At 71.4% G+C, this 14,744-nt stretch carries 13 protein-coding genes; 9 read left to right on the forward strand and 4 right to left on the reverse strand.

The window, feature by feature from the left end; all coding sequences use genetic code 11:
- Position 1 precedes the first annotated feature (1 nt).
- The 5 genes from ACGFYN_RS02570 to ACGFYN_RS02590 all read left to right on the forward strand — a co-directional run bounded on the left by ACGFYN_RS02570 (position 2) and on the right by ACGFYN_RS02590 (position 5,971).
- Positions 2–961: an ABC transporter permease gene (locus tag ACGFYN_RS02570; protein WP_393863872.1), complete on the forward strand. Its 960-nt coding sequence runs from the start codon at positions 2–4 to the stop codon at positions 959–961.
- Positions 958–1,842: an ABC transporter permease gene (locus ACGFYN_RS02575; RefSeq protein WP_393863873.1), complete on the forward strand. Its 885-nt coding sequence runs from the start codon at positions 958–960 to the stop codon at positions 1,840–1,842. Before ACGFYN_RS02570 ends, ACGFYN_RS02575 begins: the two co-directional genes overlap by 4 nt.
- The gene (locus ACGFYN_RS02580) at positions 1,839–3,488 is read left to right on the forward strand and encodes a dipeptide ABC transporter ATP-binding protein (protein ID WP_393863874.1); all 1,650 of its coding nucleotides are present in this window, start codon (positions 1,839–1,841) and stop codon (positions 3,486–3,488) included. Before ACGFYN_RS02575 ends, ACGFYN_RS02580 begins: the two co-directional genes overlap by 4 nt.
- Positions 3,485–4,432, forward strand: coding sequence for an ROK family protein (locus tag ACGFYN_RS02585; protein ID WP_393863875.1), 948 nt, complete (start codon positions 3,485–3,487; stop codon positions 4,430–4,432). Before ACGFYN_RS02580 ends, ACGFYN_RS02585 begins: the two co-directional genes overlap by 4 nt.
- Positions 4,433–4,570: 138 nt before the next feature.
- Entirely contained in the window at positions 4,571–5,971 is a 1,401-nt protein-coding gene (locus ACGFYN_RS02590) for a glycoside hydrolase family 43 protein (RefSeq protein WP_393863876.1), read from the forward strand.
- 67 nt (positions 5,972–6,038) lie between these two features.
- Here ACGFYN_RS02590 and ACGFYN_RS02595 read toward each other — a convergent pair whose 3' ends face one another.
- On the reverse strand, positions 6,039–6,995 hold the full coding sequence (locus tag ACGFYN_RS02595) for an ABC transporter substrate-binding protein (RefSeq protein WP_393863877.1): 957 nt from the start codon (positions 6,993–6,995) through the stop codon (positions 6,039–6,041).
- 351 nt (positions 6,996–7,346) lie between these two features.
- On the opposite strand from ACGFYN_RS02595, the gene ACGFYN_RS02600 reads away from it, so the two are divergent.
- From ACGFYN_RS02600 to ACGFYN_RS02615, 4 genes are read left to right on the forward strand one after another with little or no spacing between them, the layout of a single operon-like run.
- The gene (locus ACGFYN_RS02600; protein ID WP_393863878.1) at positions 7,347–10,532 is read left to right on the forward strand and encodes an ATP-binding protein; all 3,186 of its coding nucleotides are present in this window, start codon (positions 7,347–7,349) and stop codon (positions 10,530–10,532) included.
- Positions 10,529–11,008, forward strand: coding sequence for a roadblock/LC7 domain-containing protein (locus tag ACGFYN_RS02605; RefSeq protein WP_393863879.1), 480 nt, complete (start codon positions 10,529–10,531; stop codon positions 11,006–11,008). Before ACGFYN_RS02600 ends, ACGFYN_RS02605 begins: the two co-directional genes overlap by 4 nt.
- A gap of 22 nt (positions 11,009–11,030) precedes the next feature.
- A complete protein-coding gene (locus ACGFYN_RS02610; protein ID WP_393863880.1) occupies positions 11,031–11,447 on the forward strand; it encodes a DUF742 domain-containing protein in 417 nt (138 codons plus the stop codon).
- Positions 11,434–12,036, forward strand: a complete 603-nt coding sequence (locus ACGFYN_RS02615; RefSeq protein WP_393863881.1) for an ATP/GTP-binding protein — start codon at positions 11,434–11,436, stop codon at positions 12,034–12,036. Before ACGFYN_RS02610 ends, ACGFYN_RS02615 begins: the two co-directional genes overlap by 14 nt.
- A gap of 72 nt (positions 12,037–12,108) precedes the next feature.
- Here ACGFYN_RS02615 and ACGFYN_RS02620 read toward each other — a convergent pair whose 3' ends face one another.
- From ACGFYN_RS02620 to ACGFYN_RS02630, 3 genes are read right to left on the reverse strand one after another with little or no spacing between them, the layout of a single operon-like run.
- Complete coding sequence (locus ACGFYN_RS02620) at positions 12,109–12,777, reverse strand: ABC transporter permease (protein WP_393863882.1); 669 nt, start codon at positions 12,775–12,777, stop codon at positions 12,109–12,111.
- Positions 12,774–13,502 (reverse strand): ABC transporter permease, encoded by a 729-nt coding sequence (locus tag ACGFYN_RS02625; protein WP_393863883.1) that lies wholly within the window; start codon positions 13,500–13,502, stop codon positions 12,774–12,776. The genes ACGFYN_RS02620 and ACGFYN_RS02625 overlap by 4 nt, the downstream gene beginning before the upstream one ends.
- Entirely contained in the window at positions 13,499–14,629 is a 1,131-nt protein-coding gene (locus ACGFYN_RS02630) for an ABC transporter ATP-binding protein (protein WP_393863884.1), read from the reverse strand. The genes ACGFYN_RS02625 and ACGFYN_RS02630 overlap by 4 nt, the downstream gene beginning before the upstream one ends.
- Positions 14,630–14,744: the final 115 nt, after the last annotated feature.

Here is a 14,744-nt window from a genome sequence, read left to right on the forward strand (position 1 = left end):
CATGGAGACGCTTCTCTATCTGGCCCGGCGGCTGCTCCAGGCCCTCGTGGTGATCCTCATCGTCACGGTCGTGGTCTTCTGCCTGCTGCACGCGCTGCCCGGGGGTCCCGCACGCGGGATCCTCGGACCGCAGGCGACGGCACAGCAGATCGCCTCGTTCAACCACGAACAGGGCCTGGACCGGCCGCTGCCGGTCCAGTACGTCTACTACCTGCGCACGCTGCTCCACGGTGACCTGGGCACGTCGTACACCCTCAACGAGGGGGTCGCCCAGCTCATCGGGCAGCGGCTGCCGAAGACGCTGGTGCTGACGGTGCTGTCCGCGCTGGCCGGTCTGCTCCTCGCGATCCCGCTCGGCATGTGGCAGGCGGTGCGGCGCAACAAGCCCGCCGACTACGTGATCACCACGCTGAGCTTCGTGGCGTACTCGACGCCGGTGTACTTCCTGGGGCTGATCCTGGTGCTGGTCTTCACCCAGACCCTGCACTGGTTCCCCTCCCAGGCGCCCCAAGGGGACACGCCGGCGCAGGTGTTCACGGACCCGGTGGCGCTCGTGCTGCCGGTGGTCACGGGCGCCGCCTCCATGGTGGCGGTCTTCAGCCGGTACATGCGGGCCTCGACGCTGGAGAACCTCTCCGAGGACTACGTCCGCACCGCGCGGGCGGGGGGTTCACGGCAGGGGGCGATCCTCTTCCGGCACGTGTTCCGCAACTCGCTGACTCCCGTGGTCGCGATGCTCGGCTACTACGTGCCCGTCCTGTTCGGCGGCGCGCTCGTCGTCGAGCAGCTCTTCAACTACCCGGGCATGGGGCTGCTGTTCTGGAGCGCCGCGCAGTCCTCCGACTACCCGGTACTGCTCGGCTGCGTCCTCGTCATCTCCGTCGCGACGGTCACGGGAACGCTCCTTGCCGACGTCGTCCAGCGGGTCGTCGATCCTCGCGTGAAGGGGAGCCGCGCATGAGTGCCGTCCTGCAGACCACCGCCCCGGCGGTGGAACCTGTCGCCAACTACCGTTTGTCGCTGAGGCGGTTCGCCCGCAACAAGCTCGCCGTCGCCGGACTCGCGGTGGTCGTGCTGTTCCTGCTCTTCTGCTTCGCCGGGCCGCTGCTGTACTCGACCGACCAGGTCCACACGGACCTGCACCAGGTCAACCTGGGTCCGGGTGGCGCCCATTGGCTGGGTACGGACGCCGTGGGGCACGACGAGCTCGGGCGGCTCATGTACGGCGGGCGCGTCTCGCTCGTCGTCGGGCTCGCGGCCGGGCTCCTCGCCACCGTCATCGGCACGCTCTGGGGTGCGGCGGCGGGCTATGCGGGCGGCTGGGCGGACGCGGTGCTGATGCGGGTCGTGGACGCCGGGATCGCCATCCCCGCGCTGTTCATCCTGCTGGTCGTCTCCGCGATCACGACGCCCGACACCCTCGGGCTGATCGTCGTCCTCGGCCTTGTGTCGTGGCTGGTGCCCTCCCGCCTGGTGCGGGCGGAGACGCTCACGCTCAAGAGCCGCGACTACGTGCTGACGCTGCGCGCGACCGGCGGCACGCACGGCCGGGCCGTCATCCGGCACATCCTGCCGAACTCGGTGTCGACGATCGTCGTCGCGGCGACGTTCCAGGTCGCGGACGCGATCCTGCTCGTCGCGTACGTCTCGTATCTGGGCCTCGGTGTGCAGCCGCCGAAGACCGACTGGGGCGGCATGCTGTCGTCCGGACTGACGGCGGCGTACTCGGGACGCTGGTGGCTGATCGTCCCACCGGGCCTGGCGATCATCCTCGTCGTGTGCGCGTTCAACGCGATCGGCGACGGGCTGCGGGACGCGTTCGACGTGAGGGGGCGGGGATGAGCGCCGCGGAGGCGGAGAGTGTGCTCGACGTCGAGGGCCTTCAGGTCACGTTCAGCACGGATACGGGTGACGTACCCGCGGTGTGCGACGTCGCACTGCACGTGCGGCCCGGTGAGACCCTCGCCCTCGTCGGCGAGTCCGGCTCCGGCAAGTCGACGATCGCCCTGGCCGCGCTCGGCCTGCTGCCCGGCAACGCGCGGGTGTCGGGCCGGGTGACGGTCGGCGGCACGGAGGTCGTCGGCGCCCGCGAGGCCGAACTGGCCCGGCTGCGCGGCCGTACGGCTTCGATGGTGTTCCAGGAACCGGCCACCGCGCTCGACCCGCTCACCCGGGTGGGCGCGCAGATCGCCGAGGTCATCCGCAACCACCGGCCGCTCTCGCGCGCCGAAGCAGCCCGGGAGGCGGTCGAGTTGCTGCGCCGGGTCGGCATCCCCGAGCCGGAACGGCGGGCGTCCTCCTTCCCGTTCCAGCTGTCGGGCGGGCAGCGGCAGCGGGTCGTCATCGCGATGGCGATCGCCAACTCGCCGGGCCTGCTGGTCGCGGACGAGCCGACGACGGCCCTGGACGTGACGGTGCAGGCCGAAATCCTCGACCTGCTGCGGGAATTGGCGGCGGACTCCCGTACCGGTGTCCTGCTCGTCACCCACAACATGGGCGTGGTCGCCGACTTCGCCGACCGGGTCGCCGTGATGCTGCGCGGCGAGATCGTGGAGAGCGGACCTGTGGACGAGGTGCTGCTGCGGCCGCGGCACGCGTACACGCGGCAGCTGCTGGCGGCGGTCCCGCGGCTGGCGCTCAGCGGGGAGGACGCTCCGGCGCGGGAGGGGGAAGCGGTGGTCGAACTCCGGGACGTCTCCGTGCGGTTCGGGCGGGGGCCACGCGCCGTGCAGGCTCTCGACGGTGTGACGCTCGACGTCCGGGCCGGCGAGACCGTCGGGCTGGTGGGCGAATCCGGCTCCGGCAAGTCGACGGCGGCCCGGGTCGCCCTGGGCCTGATCCCGCCGGACTCCGGAACGGTGTCGCTCTTCGGCACCGACCTGGCCCGTTCGCGGGGCCGTGGGCGGCGGGCCCTGCTGTCCGGCGTCGGCGTGGTGTTCCAGGACCCGGTGGCCTCGCTGGACGCGCGGATGAGTGTGGCCGAGTGCGTCGCCGAGCCGCTGCGGATGCACCGCCGGGGCATGCCGGCGGCCGACCGCCGGGCCCGGGTGGCAGAGGTGCTCGAACTGGTGCGGCTGCCCGAGGAGTTGGCCGCCAGGGGACCGCGCGAGCTGTCCGGAGGCCAGCGCCAGCGCGTCAGCCTGGCCCGCGCGCTGGTCCTCGAACCCCGGCTCCTGGTCGCGGACGAGCCGACGAGCGCACTCGACGTGAGCGTGCAGCGGACGGTGCTCGAAGTGATCGCCGAGCTCCAGCGCGAACTGGGCTTCGCCTGCCTCTTCGTCTCCCACGACCTGGCCGTCGTCCAGGAGTTCGCCCAGCGGGTGGTCGTCATGCGGGCCGGGCGGGTCGAGGAACGGGGGCCCACCATGTCCACGCTGCTGCGGCCGCGCACCGAGTACACACGGCGGCTCATCGCGGCCGTACCCGTGCCTGATCCCGTGGTGCAAAGACGCCGGCGGGCGCGGGAGCGTACGGAGGCCACCGCGTGACGCGTTCTTCCGAGGTGATCGCGGGCGTCGACATCGGCGGCACGACCACCCAGGTGATCCTGTGCGCGACGGACCTCGGCGTCGTCGGCCGTCTGGAGGTGCCGACCCCGGCGGCCGAGGGCGGCTCGGCCATGATGGCCGCCGCCCTGGACTGCGTACGACGGCTGCTCGACCGTACGCCCGCGCGGCTGCTCGCCGTGGGGATCGGGGCGGCCGGGGTGGTGGACGCGCGGGCCGGGCGGATCCTGGTGGCGAGCGACTCCTTCCGCGACTGGGCCGGGTTCGAGGTGGCCGCGGAGGCCGAACGGGCGCTGGGCGTACCGGCGTTCCTCGACAACGACGTCAACGCGTTCCTGCGCGGCGAGGCGGCGGCCGGCGCCGTCGCGGGCGTACCGCACGTGCTGGGCATGACGCTGGGCACCGGGGTCGGCGGCGCGCTGTGGCTGAACGGCGCTCTGTACGACGGCCCGCACGGCGCGGCCGGCGAGATCGGGCATGTGCCCGGCTTCGGCGAGCTGCCGTGCACCTGCGGCGGCCGCGGCCATCTGGAGACCCTGGCGTCGGGCCGCTCGATCGCCGCCCGGTACGGAGAGCGCACCGGCCGGTACGTCAGCGCCCGGCACGTGGCCGAGTCGGCGGCCCGGGGCGACGCGGACGCGCTCACCGTGTACGAGGCCGCGGGCGCGGGTGTGGCCCGGGCGATCCTGATCACGGCGGGACTGCTGGACGTGACCACCTTCGTGATCGGCGGGGGCGTCAGCCGTTCCTGGTCGCTCGTGGAGCCACCGCTCGAGCGGGCGCTGGCCGCCGAACCCCCGGTCAGCGGACGCCCGCTCCGGGTGCTGCCGGCGGGCCTCGGCGGCGACGCGGTGGCGATCGGGGCGGCGGCGCGGGCGCGGGCGGAGCTGGGGGTGGACGAGATCCAGCCAACCACGGCCGTGTGATTGACGCCCACGGACCACATCCCTACCTTCTGATCGGTTTACCGAACTGCGTTCGAAATACCGACAATCGATCACCAGGCTCGCCCCGCTCCTCGCTTCCTCTCCTCGCCCGATCCCCCGCATGCCCCTGGAGACCCCATGGACGCGCTCCCCCCGCCCCCCCACTCCTCCCGCCGCCGCTTCCTCGGCATGGCGGCGGGCGTTCCGCTCGCCGCCACCGGCGCCCTCGCCCTCGGCGCGGGAACCGCCCGAGCGGCCACCGACTCGGCCTACGTCATGTGCTACTTCACGGAGTCGCCGGACATGCTGGCCGCCGACTACGGCCTGCACCTGGCCGTCAGCCCGGACGGCCTGGAGTGGACCCCGCTGAACCAGAACAACCCCGTCGCCACCCCCAGCGCGGGCTCCGGCGGGCTGCGCGACCCCTTCGTGCTGCGCAAGCAGGACGGCACGTTCGTGGTGCTCGCCACCGACCTCAAGGGCACCGACTGGACGTACGTCAGCCAGTACATCCACGTCTGGGACTCCACCGACCTGCGTACCTTCACCGGCTACCGGCGGATGAAGCTGCACGACATGAACACCCACAGCTGGGCGCCGGAGGCCTTCTGGGACGCGGGCCGCGGCCAGTACGCCGTGATCTACTCGGCCGTCGACGCGAGCGGCCACAACGTGATCATGGTCAACTACACGGGCGACTTCGTGACCGCGGGCGGCCCGCAGGTCTTCTTCGACCCCGGGTACGACGTCATCGACGGCGACCTCGCGGTCGGCGTGAACGGCGTCAACTACCTCTACTTCAAGAAGAACTCGACGCTCGTCGGCGCGCGCTCCGGCTCACTGGACCCGGGGAGCTTCACCGAGTTCAGCACCGCGGTCTCGCACGGCGGCACCGAGGCCCCGACCCTGGTGAAGTCGCTGACGTCGAGCGGCACCTGGTACCTGTGGGGCGACACCTGGAGCCCGAACGGCGTCTTCTACGCCTGGCGGACCGGCAGCCTGGCCGCCGGCACCTGGACGGCGCTCGACCAGAAGACCTACACCCAGCCGCTCAACTCCAAGCACTGCGGCATCCAGCCGATCACCGCGACCGAGTACGCCAACCTGCTCGCCAAGTGGGGCACCCCCGCCTGGAACCGGCTGAAGTCCTACAACTACCCGGCCCGCTACGTGCGGCACTCGAACTTCGCCGGCCGGATCGACGAGTACGCCTTCGACCCGTACACCGACGGGATGTGGAAGCTGGTGCCGGGGCTCGCGGACGGCTCGGGGGTGTCCTTCCAGTCGGTCAACTACCCCACCCGCTATCTGCGGCACTACGACTACGCACTCCGGCTCGACGTGAACGACGGCACGTCGACCTTCGCCGGGGACGCCACGTTCTACCGGACCGCGGGCCTGGCCGACGCCTCCTGGGCGTCTTTCCGGTCCTACAACAACCCGACCCGGTACATCCGCCACTCCGACTTCGCCCTGCGCATCGACCCGGTCTCCACGACGACGGACCAGCAGGACGCGACCTTCCGCGTCGGGTACTGACACGCAAGGGTGCCCCCCTCACGGAAGAGGGGGGCACCCTTGTGCATCCGTACGAGAACGGGCCGGGTCAGCCGATGCCGGCCGACTTCAGCCACGTCTTGGCGACGTCCAGCGGGTCCTTGCCCTCCTGCACCTGGGTGTCCAGGTCCAGCAGGGCCTTGGTGTCGAGCTTGGCGGCGACGGCGTTGAGGGCGGAGACGCCCTGCGAGGACAGGCCGCTCTTGTAGACCAGCGGCTGCACGTTCTCGAACCCGAAGAGGTTCTTCGGGTCCTGGAGGACGACGTGCTTCTCCTTGGTGATGGTCGGGTCGGTGGTGAAGAGGTCCGCCGCCTGCACGGTGTTCTTCTTCAGCGCCGCCTGGGTCAGCGGGCCGCCCGCGTCCAGGGCCTTGAAGCCCTTGAACTGGAGGCCGTACACCGACTTCAGGCCCACCAGGCCCTGCTGCCGGGTCTGGAACTCCGGCGAGGCACCGATGACCAGGTCCTTCGCGATGTCCTTGAGGTCCGCGATGCTGGAATCCGACGTCAGCTTGTACTTGTCGGCGGTGGCCTTGTTGAGCGTGACCGAGTCCTTGTCCTGCGCGGACGCGGGGTCGAGCAGCGTCAGCTTGGAGTCCAGCTTGGCCTCGATCGCGGCCGTCGTGGCCTCGACCGTCTTCGGCGCGGCCTTGGGGTCGAGGTAGGCCAGCAGCGCGCCGTTGTACTCGGGCAGCACGGTGATGGAGCCGTTCTTCAGCAGCCCGTACGTCGTCTCACGGCTGCCGATGTTCGGCTTGTAGGTGACCTTGACGCCCTTGGCCTTCAGGGCCTCGCCGTAGATGTCGGCGAGGAGAATGCTCTCGGCGAAGTTGTTCGATCCGACGACGACCGTCTTGCCGTCGGACTTCCCGCCCTGGAGCGGGTCGGAGGACTTGTTGTCGTCGGAGGAGGAGCCACATCCCGCCAGCAGGGCCGTGGTCGCGGCAAGCGCGACGGCCGCCGCGGGGTAGCTCTTGAGGGACCTGCGTGGGGCGTTGGAAGTCACGATTCCCGTTCCGGACTCTGGGGATTGATGAGAAACAAACTCTGGAACTGATCCAATCCAGCCTGTTCTTACTCAGTCAAGACCAGCCGGGTCACCAATTGGCCTCAATGAGTGATCAGTTGTGAATGCAGCGTGAACAGAGCGGCAGGGAACCGGAGGCGCTTTGTAACGGATTCTTGACGTAGGGCGACGGCCTTGATCGTTCAAAGAGACGGTAGTCTCACGGAAGTTGGCGTCCGTCACAGCGGCAACGGGGGTCGCTGCGGTGCCATCCTGCACCTTTTCTCAACGATCAGAATCAGTCATCATCGGCGTGGTCGCGCGCGATGAGCCCCTCATGAAGGAGGCCCGGTGTCCACGACAGAGGTGGACGCGCCGGCCCGGCCGGCCCCGAAGCCACTGAGGGGTGGCATACGAGGCTTCGCCGACCGCTGGCCCTTCCGGCGCAAACTCAACCTCCTGGTCGGCATCCCGCTGGCCGTCGTGGCGGCCCTGCTCGCCTACCTGATCGCCGACCAGGTGGGACAGGCGCGGGAAGCGGCGTCCGCGGCGGACCTCGTGCGCAACAGCGAGCAGGTGTCCTCGCTGGTCAACAAGATCGAGGCCGAGCACCAGCTGGCGATCCTGCTCTCCGTGCGCTACGAGGCCGGAGGGCGCGGTGTGAAGTCCACGCTCTCGGACTACCGCACGGCGCAGAAGGCGGTCGACGCGCAGGTCGCGAAGGTGCGCGCCACCTTCGGCGACACTCTGCCGGACGGCGAGACGCAGGCGCTGAAGGAGGTCGAGGGCCTCACCAGCCTGCGCGGCACCGTCGAGCAGAGCTACCTGCCCGCGAGCAATATCGACCCCGCCTACGACAACGCCGCCCGGACCGTGATCGCCGGTCTGGGGCTGGACCGCAACGCCGAGCTCGCGGCCACCTTCACCGGCAACCTGCTGGACTCGCTGCTGCGCGCCGACGCCGCGCACGGTTCGTTCGAGACCGGCGTGTTCTCCGCGACGACCGGTGACACGAACGCGCAGATCGAGTTCACGACCGCCGTGGGCGCCTACCAGCTCTACACCACCCAGGCCGACCGCTTCACCCGGTTCGCCACCGAGCGGCAGGCCGACCAGCTCTCGGGCATCGAGCACACCGCCGCCCACCAGGACATCGCCGAGGCGTACGCCGAGCTCCAGGTCGCCCCCGGCAACCTCCAGGCGAACACGCCGGACGAGATCCGGGCCGCGTTCGAGCAGGCGCTGAACGACTACCCCGCCTATCCGCAGCAGGCGGCGAACCGGCTGAAGATCACCTCGTCGCTCATCGACCAGATCGCCGACGGCGCGGACAGCGCCTCCAAGGACGCCTGGTGGCGCGCGGGTCTGCTGCTGGCCGCCGCCCTGCTCGGCTTCGTCCTCTGGCTCGCCTTCTCGGTCCTGGTGCGCCGCTCGGTGGTCCGGCCGGTGCAGGCCCTCACCGGCGCCGCGCGGGAGGTCGCCGACGTGGCCGGGCGCGAGCTGGCCCGGGTGGCCGACGACGACACCGGGGACGACAGTCCGCCGAAGCTGCGCGAGATGCCGGTCACCGCGCGCGACGAGATCGGCGAGCTGGCCGAGGTGTTCAACCGGGTGCAGTCCACCGCGATCGGTCTGCTGGAACGGCAGGTGCTCAGCCGCCGCAACGTCGCCGAGATGTTCGGCAACGTCGGCCGCCGTGTCAGCAACCTGACCACCCGCCAGCTGGCGCTGATCGACGCGGTGGAGCGCGGCGAGACCGACCCCGCGCTGCTCGAACGCCTCTACTCCATCGACCACATCGCGGTCCGGCTGCGCCGCAACGCCGACAGCCTGATGCTGCTCGCCGGCATCCGCGAGACGGTCCTCGACTCGGGTCCCACCGCGCTCACCAACGTCGTGCGCGCCGGACTCGGCCAGATCGAGGGCTTCCAGCGGGTGCGGCTGCACGCGCACACCGAGGTCATGGTGGAGCCCGACATCATCGGCGACCTGACCCTGATGGTGGCCGAACTCCTGGAGAACGCCGTGTCGTTCTCGCCCGCGGGCAGCCCGGTCGAGGTCTACGTCCGCGACGCCTACGGCGTGGACGCCGCGCGCTCCGGGGGCGCCACCATCGTGGTCTCCGACCACGGTCTCGGCATGAGCGCCGAGCGCCTGGCCGAGGAGAACGCCCGCCTGATCCGCCGCGAGCGGCTGGACCTGGTGCCGACGAAGGTGCTCGGCCTCTTCGTGGTCGGCACCCTGGCCCGCCGCTGGGACGTCTCGGTCGAGCTGTCCCGCACACCGGGCGGCGGTCTGACGGCGGAGGTGACGGTGCCGTCGTCGCTGCTGCTGGCCATGAGCCCGGTCGCGGCGGGGGCCTCCGGCGGTCGGACGGGAGAGAAGCGTGTCACGGCCGGACGCGGTGCGCCGGAAGGACTGACCGGGACGGTGGACTCCGGATGGCCGAGCACGCTCGGCATGAGCACCGACGGCAGGGGGGCGCGCCTGGCCGCCGCCGGCGCCGGCGCTTCCGACGCTCCGGCGGATGAGCAGAGCGCCACGACGCCGGACTTCGCGGCCTCGGCGGGTGCGACCTCGGCGGGCGCGGCCGAGCGAGCCGGTTCCGCCCGGCGCGCGAGTGAACAGGGCGCCACGACGCCGGACTTCACGGCCTCGGCGGGTGCGGCCGAGCCCTCGGCCGAGCGAGCCGATTCAACCAGGCCGGCGGGTGAACAGGGCGCCACGACGCCGGACTTCGCGGCCTCGGCGGATGCGGCCGAGCCCTCGGCCGAGCGAGCCGATTCAACCAGGCCGGCGGGTGAACAGGGCGTCACGACGCCGGACTTCGCGGCCTCGGCGGATGCGACCGAGCGCTCGGCCGAGCGAGCCGATTCAACCAGGCCGGCGGGTGAACAGGGCGTCACGACGCCGGACTTCGCGGCCTCGCCGGGTGCGACCGAGCGCGCCGGTTCGGCCCGGCCGGGAGCGGGCGGCGAACCCGGTGTCACGCCGGCCGGTGCCGAGCGGGGCGGTTCCCTGCCGTCCGGGCCGCGGCCCGCGGCCGCCGTCGGTGAGGGGGCCGGTGCGGACGAGGGGCGGCCGCGGCCGCTCCCCCGCCGTGTGCCCCGCCGGGACACGGACCCGGACCCGGACCCGGACGCCGGGTCGGCAAGCGGTACGGAGGCGGGCACCGGCGTGACCCACAGCCGGTCCGATGATTCAACACCCGCACGGCCGGCTGGGCTTGCCGAACCGGTATTGTCATCCGGGGTACGGCCGGGTGCGACAGCGCAGTCCGCCCAGGCCGGCGACGGCTCGCACCGCCCGCTGCGCCGCCGCGTCCGAGGCGCCACCCTCCGCACGACCACCGACACCACCACCCAGCAGGCGGCGCGGCAGGCCCCTCGGCCCGCCGACGCCGACGCCGTGCGGGCCGCGCTCGAGGAGTTCGAGGCGGCCGTGGAGCGGGCGCACCGCGACAGCGACGCCGACGACCGGCCCGCGACCACAGACCCGCACGACCAGAACCACCTCCCGGAAGGAGCCGAGCAGTGAGCACGTCGACAGGTGACACTCCCGACGCGGGAGCCACCACGCCGGCCGAACTGCGGGCCGCCGCAGCCGACTTCACCTGGCTGCTCAACCGCTTCGCCACGGAGACCGCGGGTGTCGTGGACGCCATCGCGGTGTCCTCCGACGGACTGCTGATCGCCGTGTCCGAGCTGCGCGAGCACGCCGACTCGGAACGGCTGGCCGCGATCGTCTCCGGCATCACCAGCCTGGCCGCCGGCGCGTCCGGCAACTACGGTCTCGGCGGCCTCAACAAGGTCATCATCGACCTGGAGGGCGGCCATGTCCTGGTCTCCGCGATCGGCAGCGGCGCCGTGCTCGGCGTCGTCACCGACAAGGAGGCCAAGCTGGGCAACATCGCCTACGAGATGACCCTGTTCGCCAACCGGGCCGGCAGCGCGCTCAGCCCGCAACTGGTGCTCGCGCTGAAGAACAGCGTCGGCTCCCCGACAGCCCTCTGACCGAGGGACGGACGACGAGCTCATGGCGGACGGCTCACCACCACCGGGTCCGGACCCGGTCGGCCCCGCTTCGGCCGTACGGCCGTTCCTGGTCACCGCCGGCCGGGTGGCGCCGACCGCGTCCGGCCGGCCGGTACCGGTCGAGACCCAGGTGGTGGCCACCGCCGAGGGTCTCACCGTGCTCGACGAGCTCTCCTTCGAGCAGTACGACATCATCGCCGCCTGCCGGCAGCCGCAGTCCATCGCGGAGCTCGCGGCCCGGCTGCGGCTGCACCTGAACGTGGTCCGGGTGCTCGCGGAGGACCTGCGGGCCGCCGGACTGCTGACGGTGCACGTCCCCGACTCCGGCGTCACGCACGACGCCACCGTCCTGCGCAGGGTGATCGACGCCCTGCGTGCCATCCCCGACTCCCGAGGGGTAATCCGTGACTCGGACTGAACCGGCCACCCCCGTGGCGGCCGCCGAGGTGACCGCCGTCAGACCGCCGCTGCCGGTCAAGCTGGTGATCGCGGGCGGCTTCGGCGTGGGCAAGACCACCGCCGTCGGCTCCATCTCCGAGATCGAGCCGCTGACGACCGAGGCCGCGATCACGGAGGTCGCGGCGGGCGTGGACGACCTCAGCCACACCCCGCGCAAGACCACGACCACCGTCGCGATGGACTTCGGCTGCATCACCATCGACCCGACGCTGAAGCTGTACCTGTTCGGCACGCCCGGCCAGGAGCGGTTCGGGTTCATGTGGGACGACATCGTGGAGGGCGCCGTCGGCGGCCTCGTCATCGTGGACACGCGCCGCCTCGACGACTGCTACGCGGCCGTCGACTACTTCGAGCACCGCCGGATCCCGTTCGCCGTCGCCGTGAACGCCTTCGACGGGAAGGTCGAGCACAGCCTGGACGAGGTGCGCTGGGCGCTCGACGTCGCCGAGCGCGTCCCGTTGCTCGTGTTCGACGCCCGCGAGCGCGGCTCGGTGCGGGACGCCCTGCTCGTCGTACTGGAACAGGCTCTGGCCCGTACGCAGGCGTGAGGCACAGGCCCGGAAACGGGAGCGGTCCCGGGGCGGATGGAGGATCCGCCCCGGGACCGCGGTCTTCGGGGGTCAGGCGCCGCGGCGCACCCCGGGCGACACCGTGAACCGCGCCACCAGCCAGAAGAATCCCAGCGTCACCAGCGCCAGCACGGCCACCAGGGTCGCGCCGCCCACCACCTTCTCGTAGTTGCGCTGGTAGAGGCCGTCGACGATGTACCGGCCGAGGCCGCCGAGCGAGACGTACGCGGCGATGGTGGCCGTCGAGACGATCTGGATGGCCGCCGAGCGCAGTCCGCTGAGGATCAGCGGCAGCGCGACCGGGAGTTCGACCTGGAACAGGATGCGCGGCTCGGCCATGCCCATGCCCCGTGCGGCGTCCACCGGGGACGGGTCGACCGAGCGCACCGCCTCGTAGGTGGTGACCAGGATCGGCGGCACGGCGAGCACCACCAGCGGGATCATCACCGGCGTCTGGCCGAGCCCGAGCAGCACGAACATCAGCACCAGCAGGCCGAAGCTGGGCAGCGCGCGCCCTGCGGTGGCGACGAAGGCGACGCTGTTGCCGCCGCGTCCGGTGTGCCCGGTGAGCAGGCCGACCGGCAGGCCGATGGCGGCGGCGATGACGAGGGCGATCAGCGAGTACTGGATGTGCTCGCGCAGCCGGGTCGGGATGCCGTCGTAGCCGTGCCAGTGGGCGCTGTCGCTGAAGAAGGCGTTGACGAAGTGGAGGACGTTCATCGGACGGCGTCCTCCAGTGCGGCGGCGGCCGGTTCGGGCCGGAGTTCGGGCTCGGGCTCGTCGACGGGACGGGGCTTGCGGCTGCCGCGCGGCATCCAGGGCGTCACCAGGACCCGTACGAGCACCAGGAAGGCGTCCGCGAGGATGGCGAGGACGGCCGTGCCGATCACGGACAGCCAGACCAGGCGCGGCTGGTGGTAGATCATGCCGTCGTTGAGCAGGTTGCCCAGTCCGCCCTGGTTGCCGATCAGCATGCCGACGCTGACCAGGGAGATGCTGGAGACCGTCGCCACCCGCAGCCCGGCGATGATCGCGGGCGCGGCGATCGGCAACTGCACCTGGAAGTAGCGGCGTACGGGCCCAAGTCCCATCGCGGTCGCCGCGTCGAGCGTCTCCTGCGGCACGGACCGCACGCCGTCCACGATCGCCGGGACGAACACCACCAGGCTGTAGATGCCCAGCGGGATCATCACGGTCAGCTCGGACTGTCCGGTGTAGTCGATGAGGACGACGAAGAAGGCCAGTGACGGGATCGCGTACAGGATCGTCGTCACCCACAGCACGGGCGGATACAGCCAGCGCATCAGCACGCACAGCTGGGAGATCGGCAGCGCCAGCAGCAGTCCGGCCACGACCGGGACCAGGGCCAGGCGCAGATGCATGCCGACCAGACCCCAGTACGTGTTCTGGAGGTCGCTGGGTATGTCGAACAGGCCGCCGCTCATCCCGCGACCTTCTCGTCGCTGCGGCCCGCGGCGTGGGCGGTGCGGATCGCCTCGCCGATGGTCTGCTGCGAGACGACGCCGGTGACCCGGCCGTCGGCGCCGACCGCGACGGCCCACCCGGTGGGCGAGAGCACGGCGCCGTCGAGCGCGGCGCGCAGCGACTCCTTGCCGTGCACGAAGGGCCGCCCGTACGGCAGCAGCCGCGCGGGGTCGACGGAACCCGCGGTCAGCGCCCCCGGCTCGCTCCAGCCGAGCGGCTTGCCCTCCACGTCGGTGACGAGCAGGTACGGCACCTCGGCCGTGCCGCGCTCGGCGATCTGCTCGGCGGTGGCGTCGACCGCGACGATCGGGCCGGTGAGCAGGTCGAGGTTCGCGGTGGAGAAGAAGGAGAGCCGCCGGATGCCGCGGTCCGCGCCGAGGAAGTCCTCCACGAAGCCGTCCGCGGGGTTCGACAGCAGCTCGGCGGGCGGCGCGAACTGGGCCAGATGACCGCCGGTGCGCATCACCGCGACCATCGTGCCGATCTTGACGGCCTCGTCGATGTCATGGGTGACGAAGACGATGGTCTTGCCCAACTCGTCCTGTATCCGCAGCAGTTCGTCCTGAAGGCCCTTGCGCACCACCGGGTCGACGGCGGAGAACGGCTCGTCCATCAGCAGCACCGGCGGATCCGCGGCGAGCGCCCGCGCGACACCCACGCGCTGCTGCTGGCCGCCGGAGAGCTGGTACGGGTACCGCTTGGCGAGCGCGCCGTCGAGCCCGACCCGCTCCATCAGCTCCCGCGCCCGGCCGCGCGCCTTCTCCTTGCCCCAGCCGAGCAGCCGGGGCACCGTGGCGATGTTGTCCACGATGGTGCGGTGCTGGAACAGCCCCGCGTTCTGGATGACGTAACCCATGGACCGGCGCAGCGTGTTGACCGGCTGCTGCGTGATGTCCTTGCCGTCGAGCAGGATCCTGCCCTCGCTCGGCTCGATCATCCGGTTGATCATGCGCAGGGTCGTCGTCTTCCCGCAGCCGGACGGACCGACGAAGACGGTGATCGACCGGTCGGGGATCTCCAGCGAGAGGTTGTCGACCGCGACCGTCCCGTCGGGATACCGCTTGGTGACTGAATCTATTCGTATCAAAGCGCCGAATACCCTTCGGGTCTGGCAGAGGCCGTCCGCACGGTGGCCTCGGTCGCGCGGGCCGTTGAGGGGAGAGTCTAGACCGACTGTGTTGCAGCGGTTCGTCGGGAGCTTG

Origin of the sequence: Streptomyces sp. NPDC048419 (genome assembly GCF_043200415.1) — a bacterium.
Classification (GTDB): domain Bacteria; phylum Actinomycetota; class Actinomycetes; order Streptomycetales; family Streptomycetaceae; genus Streptomyces.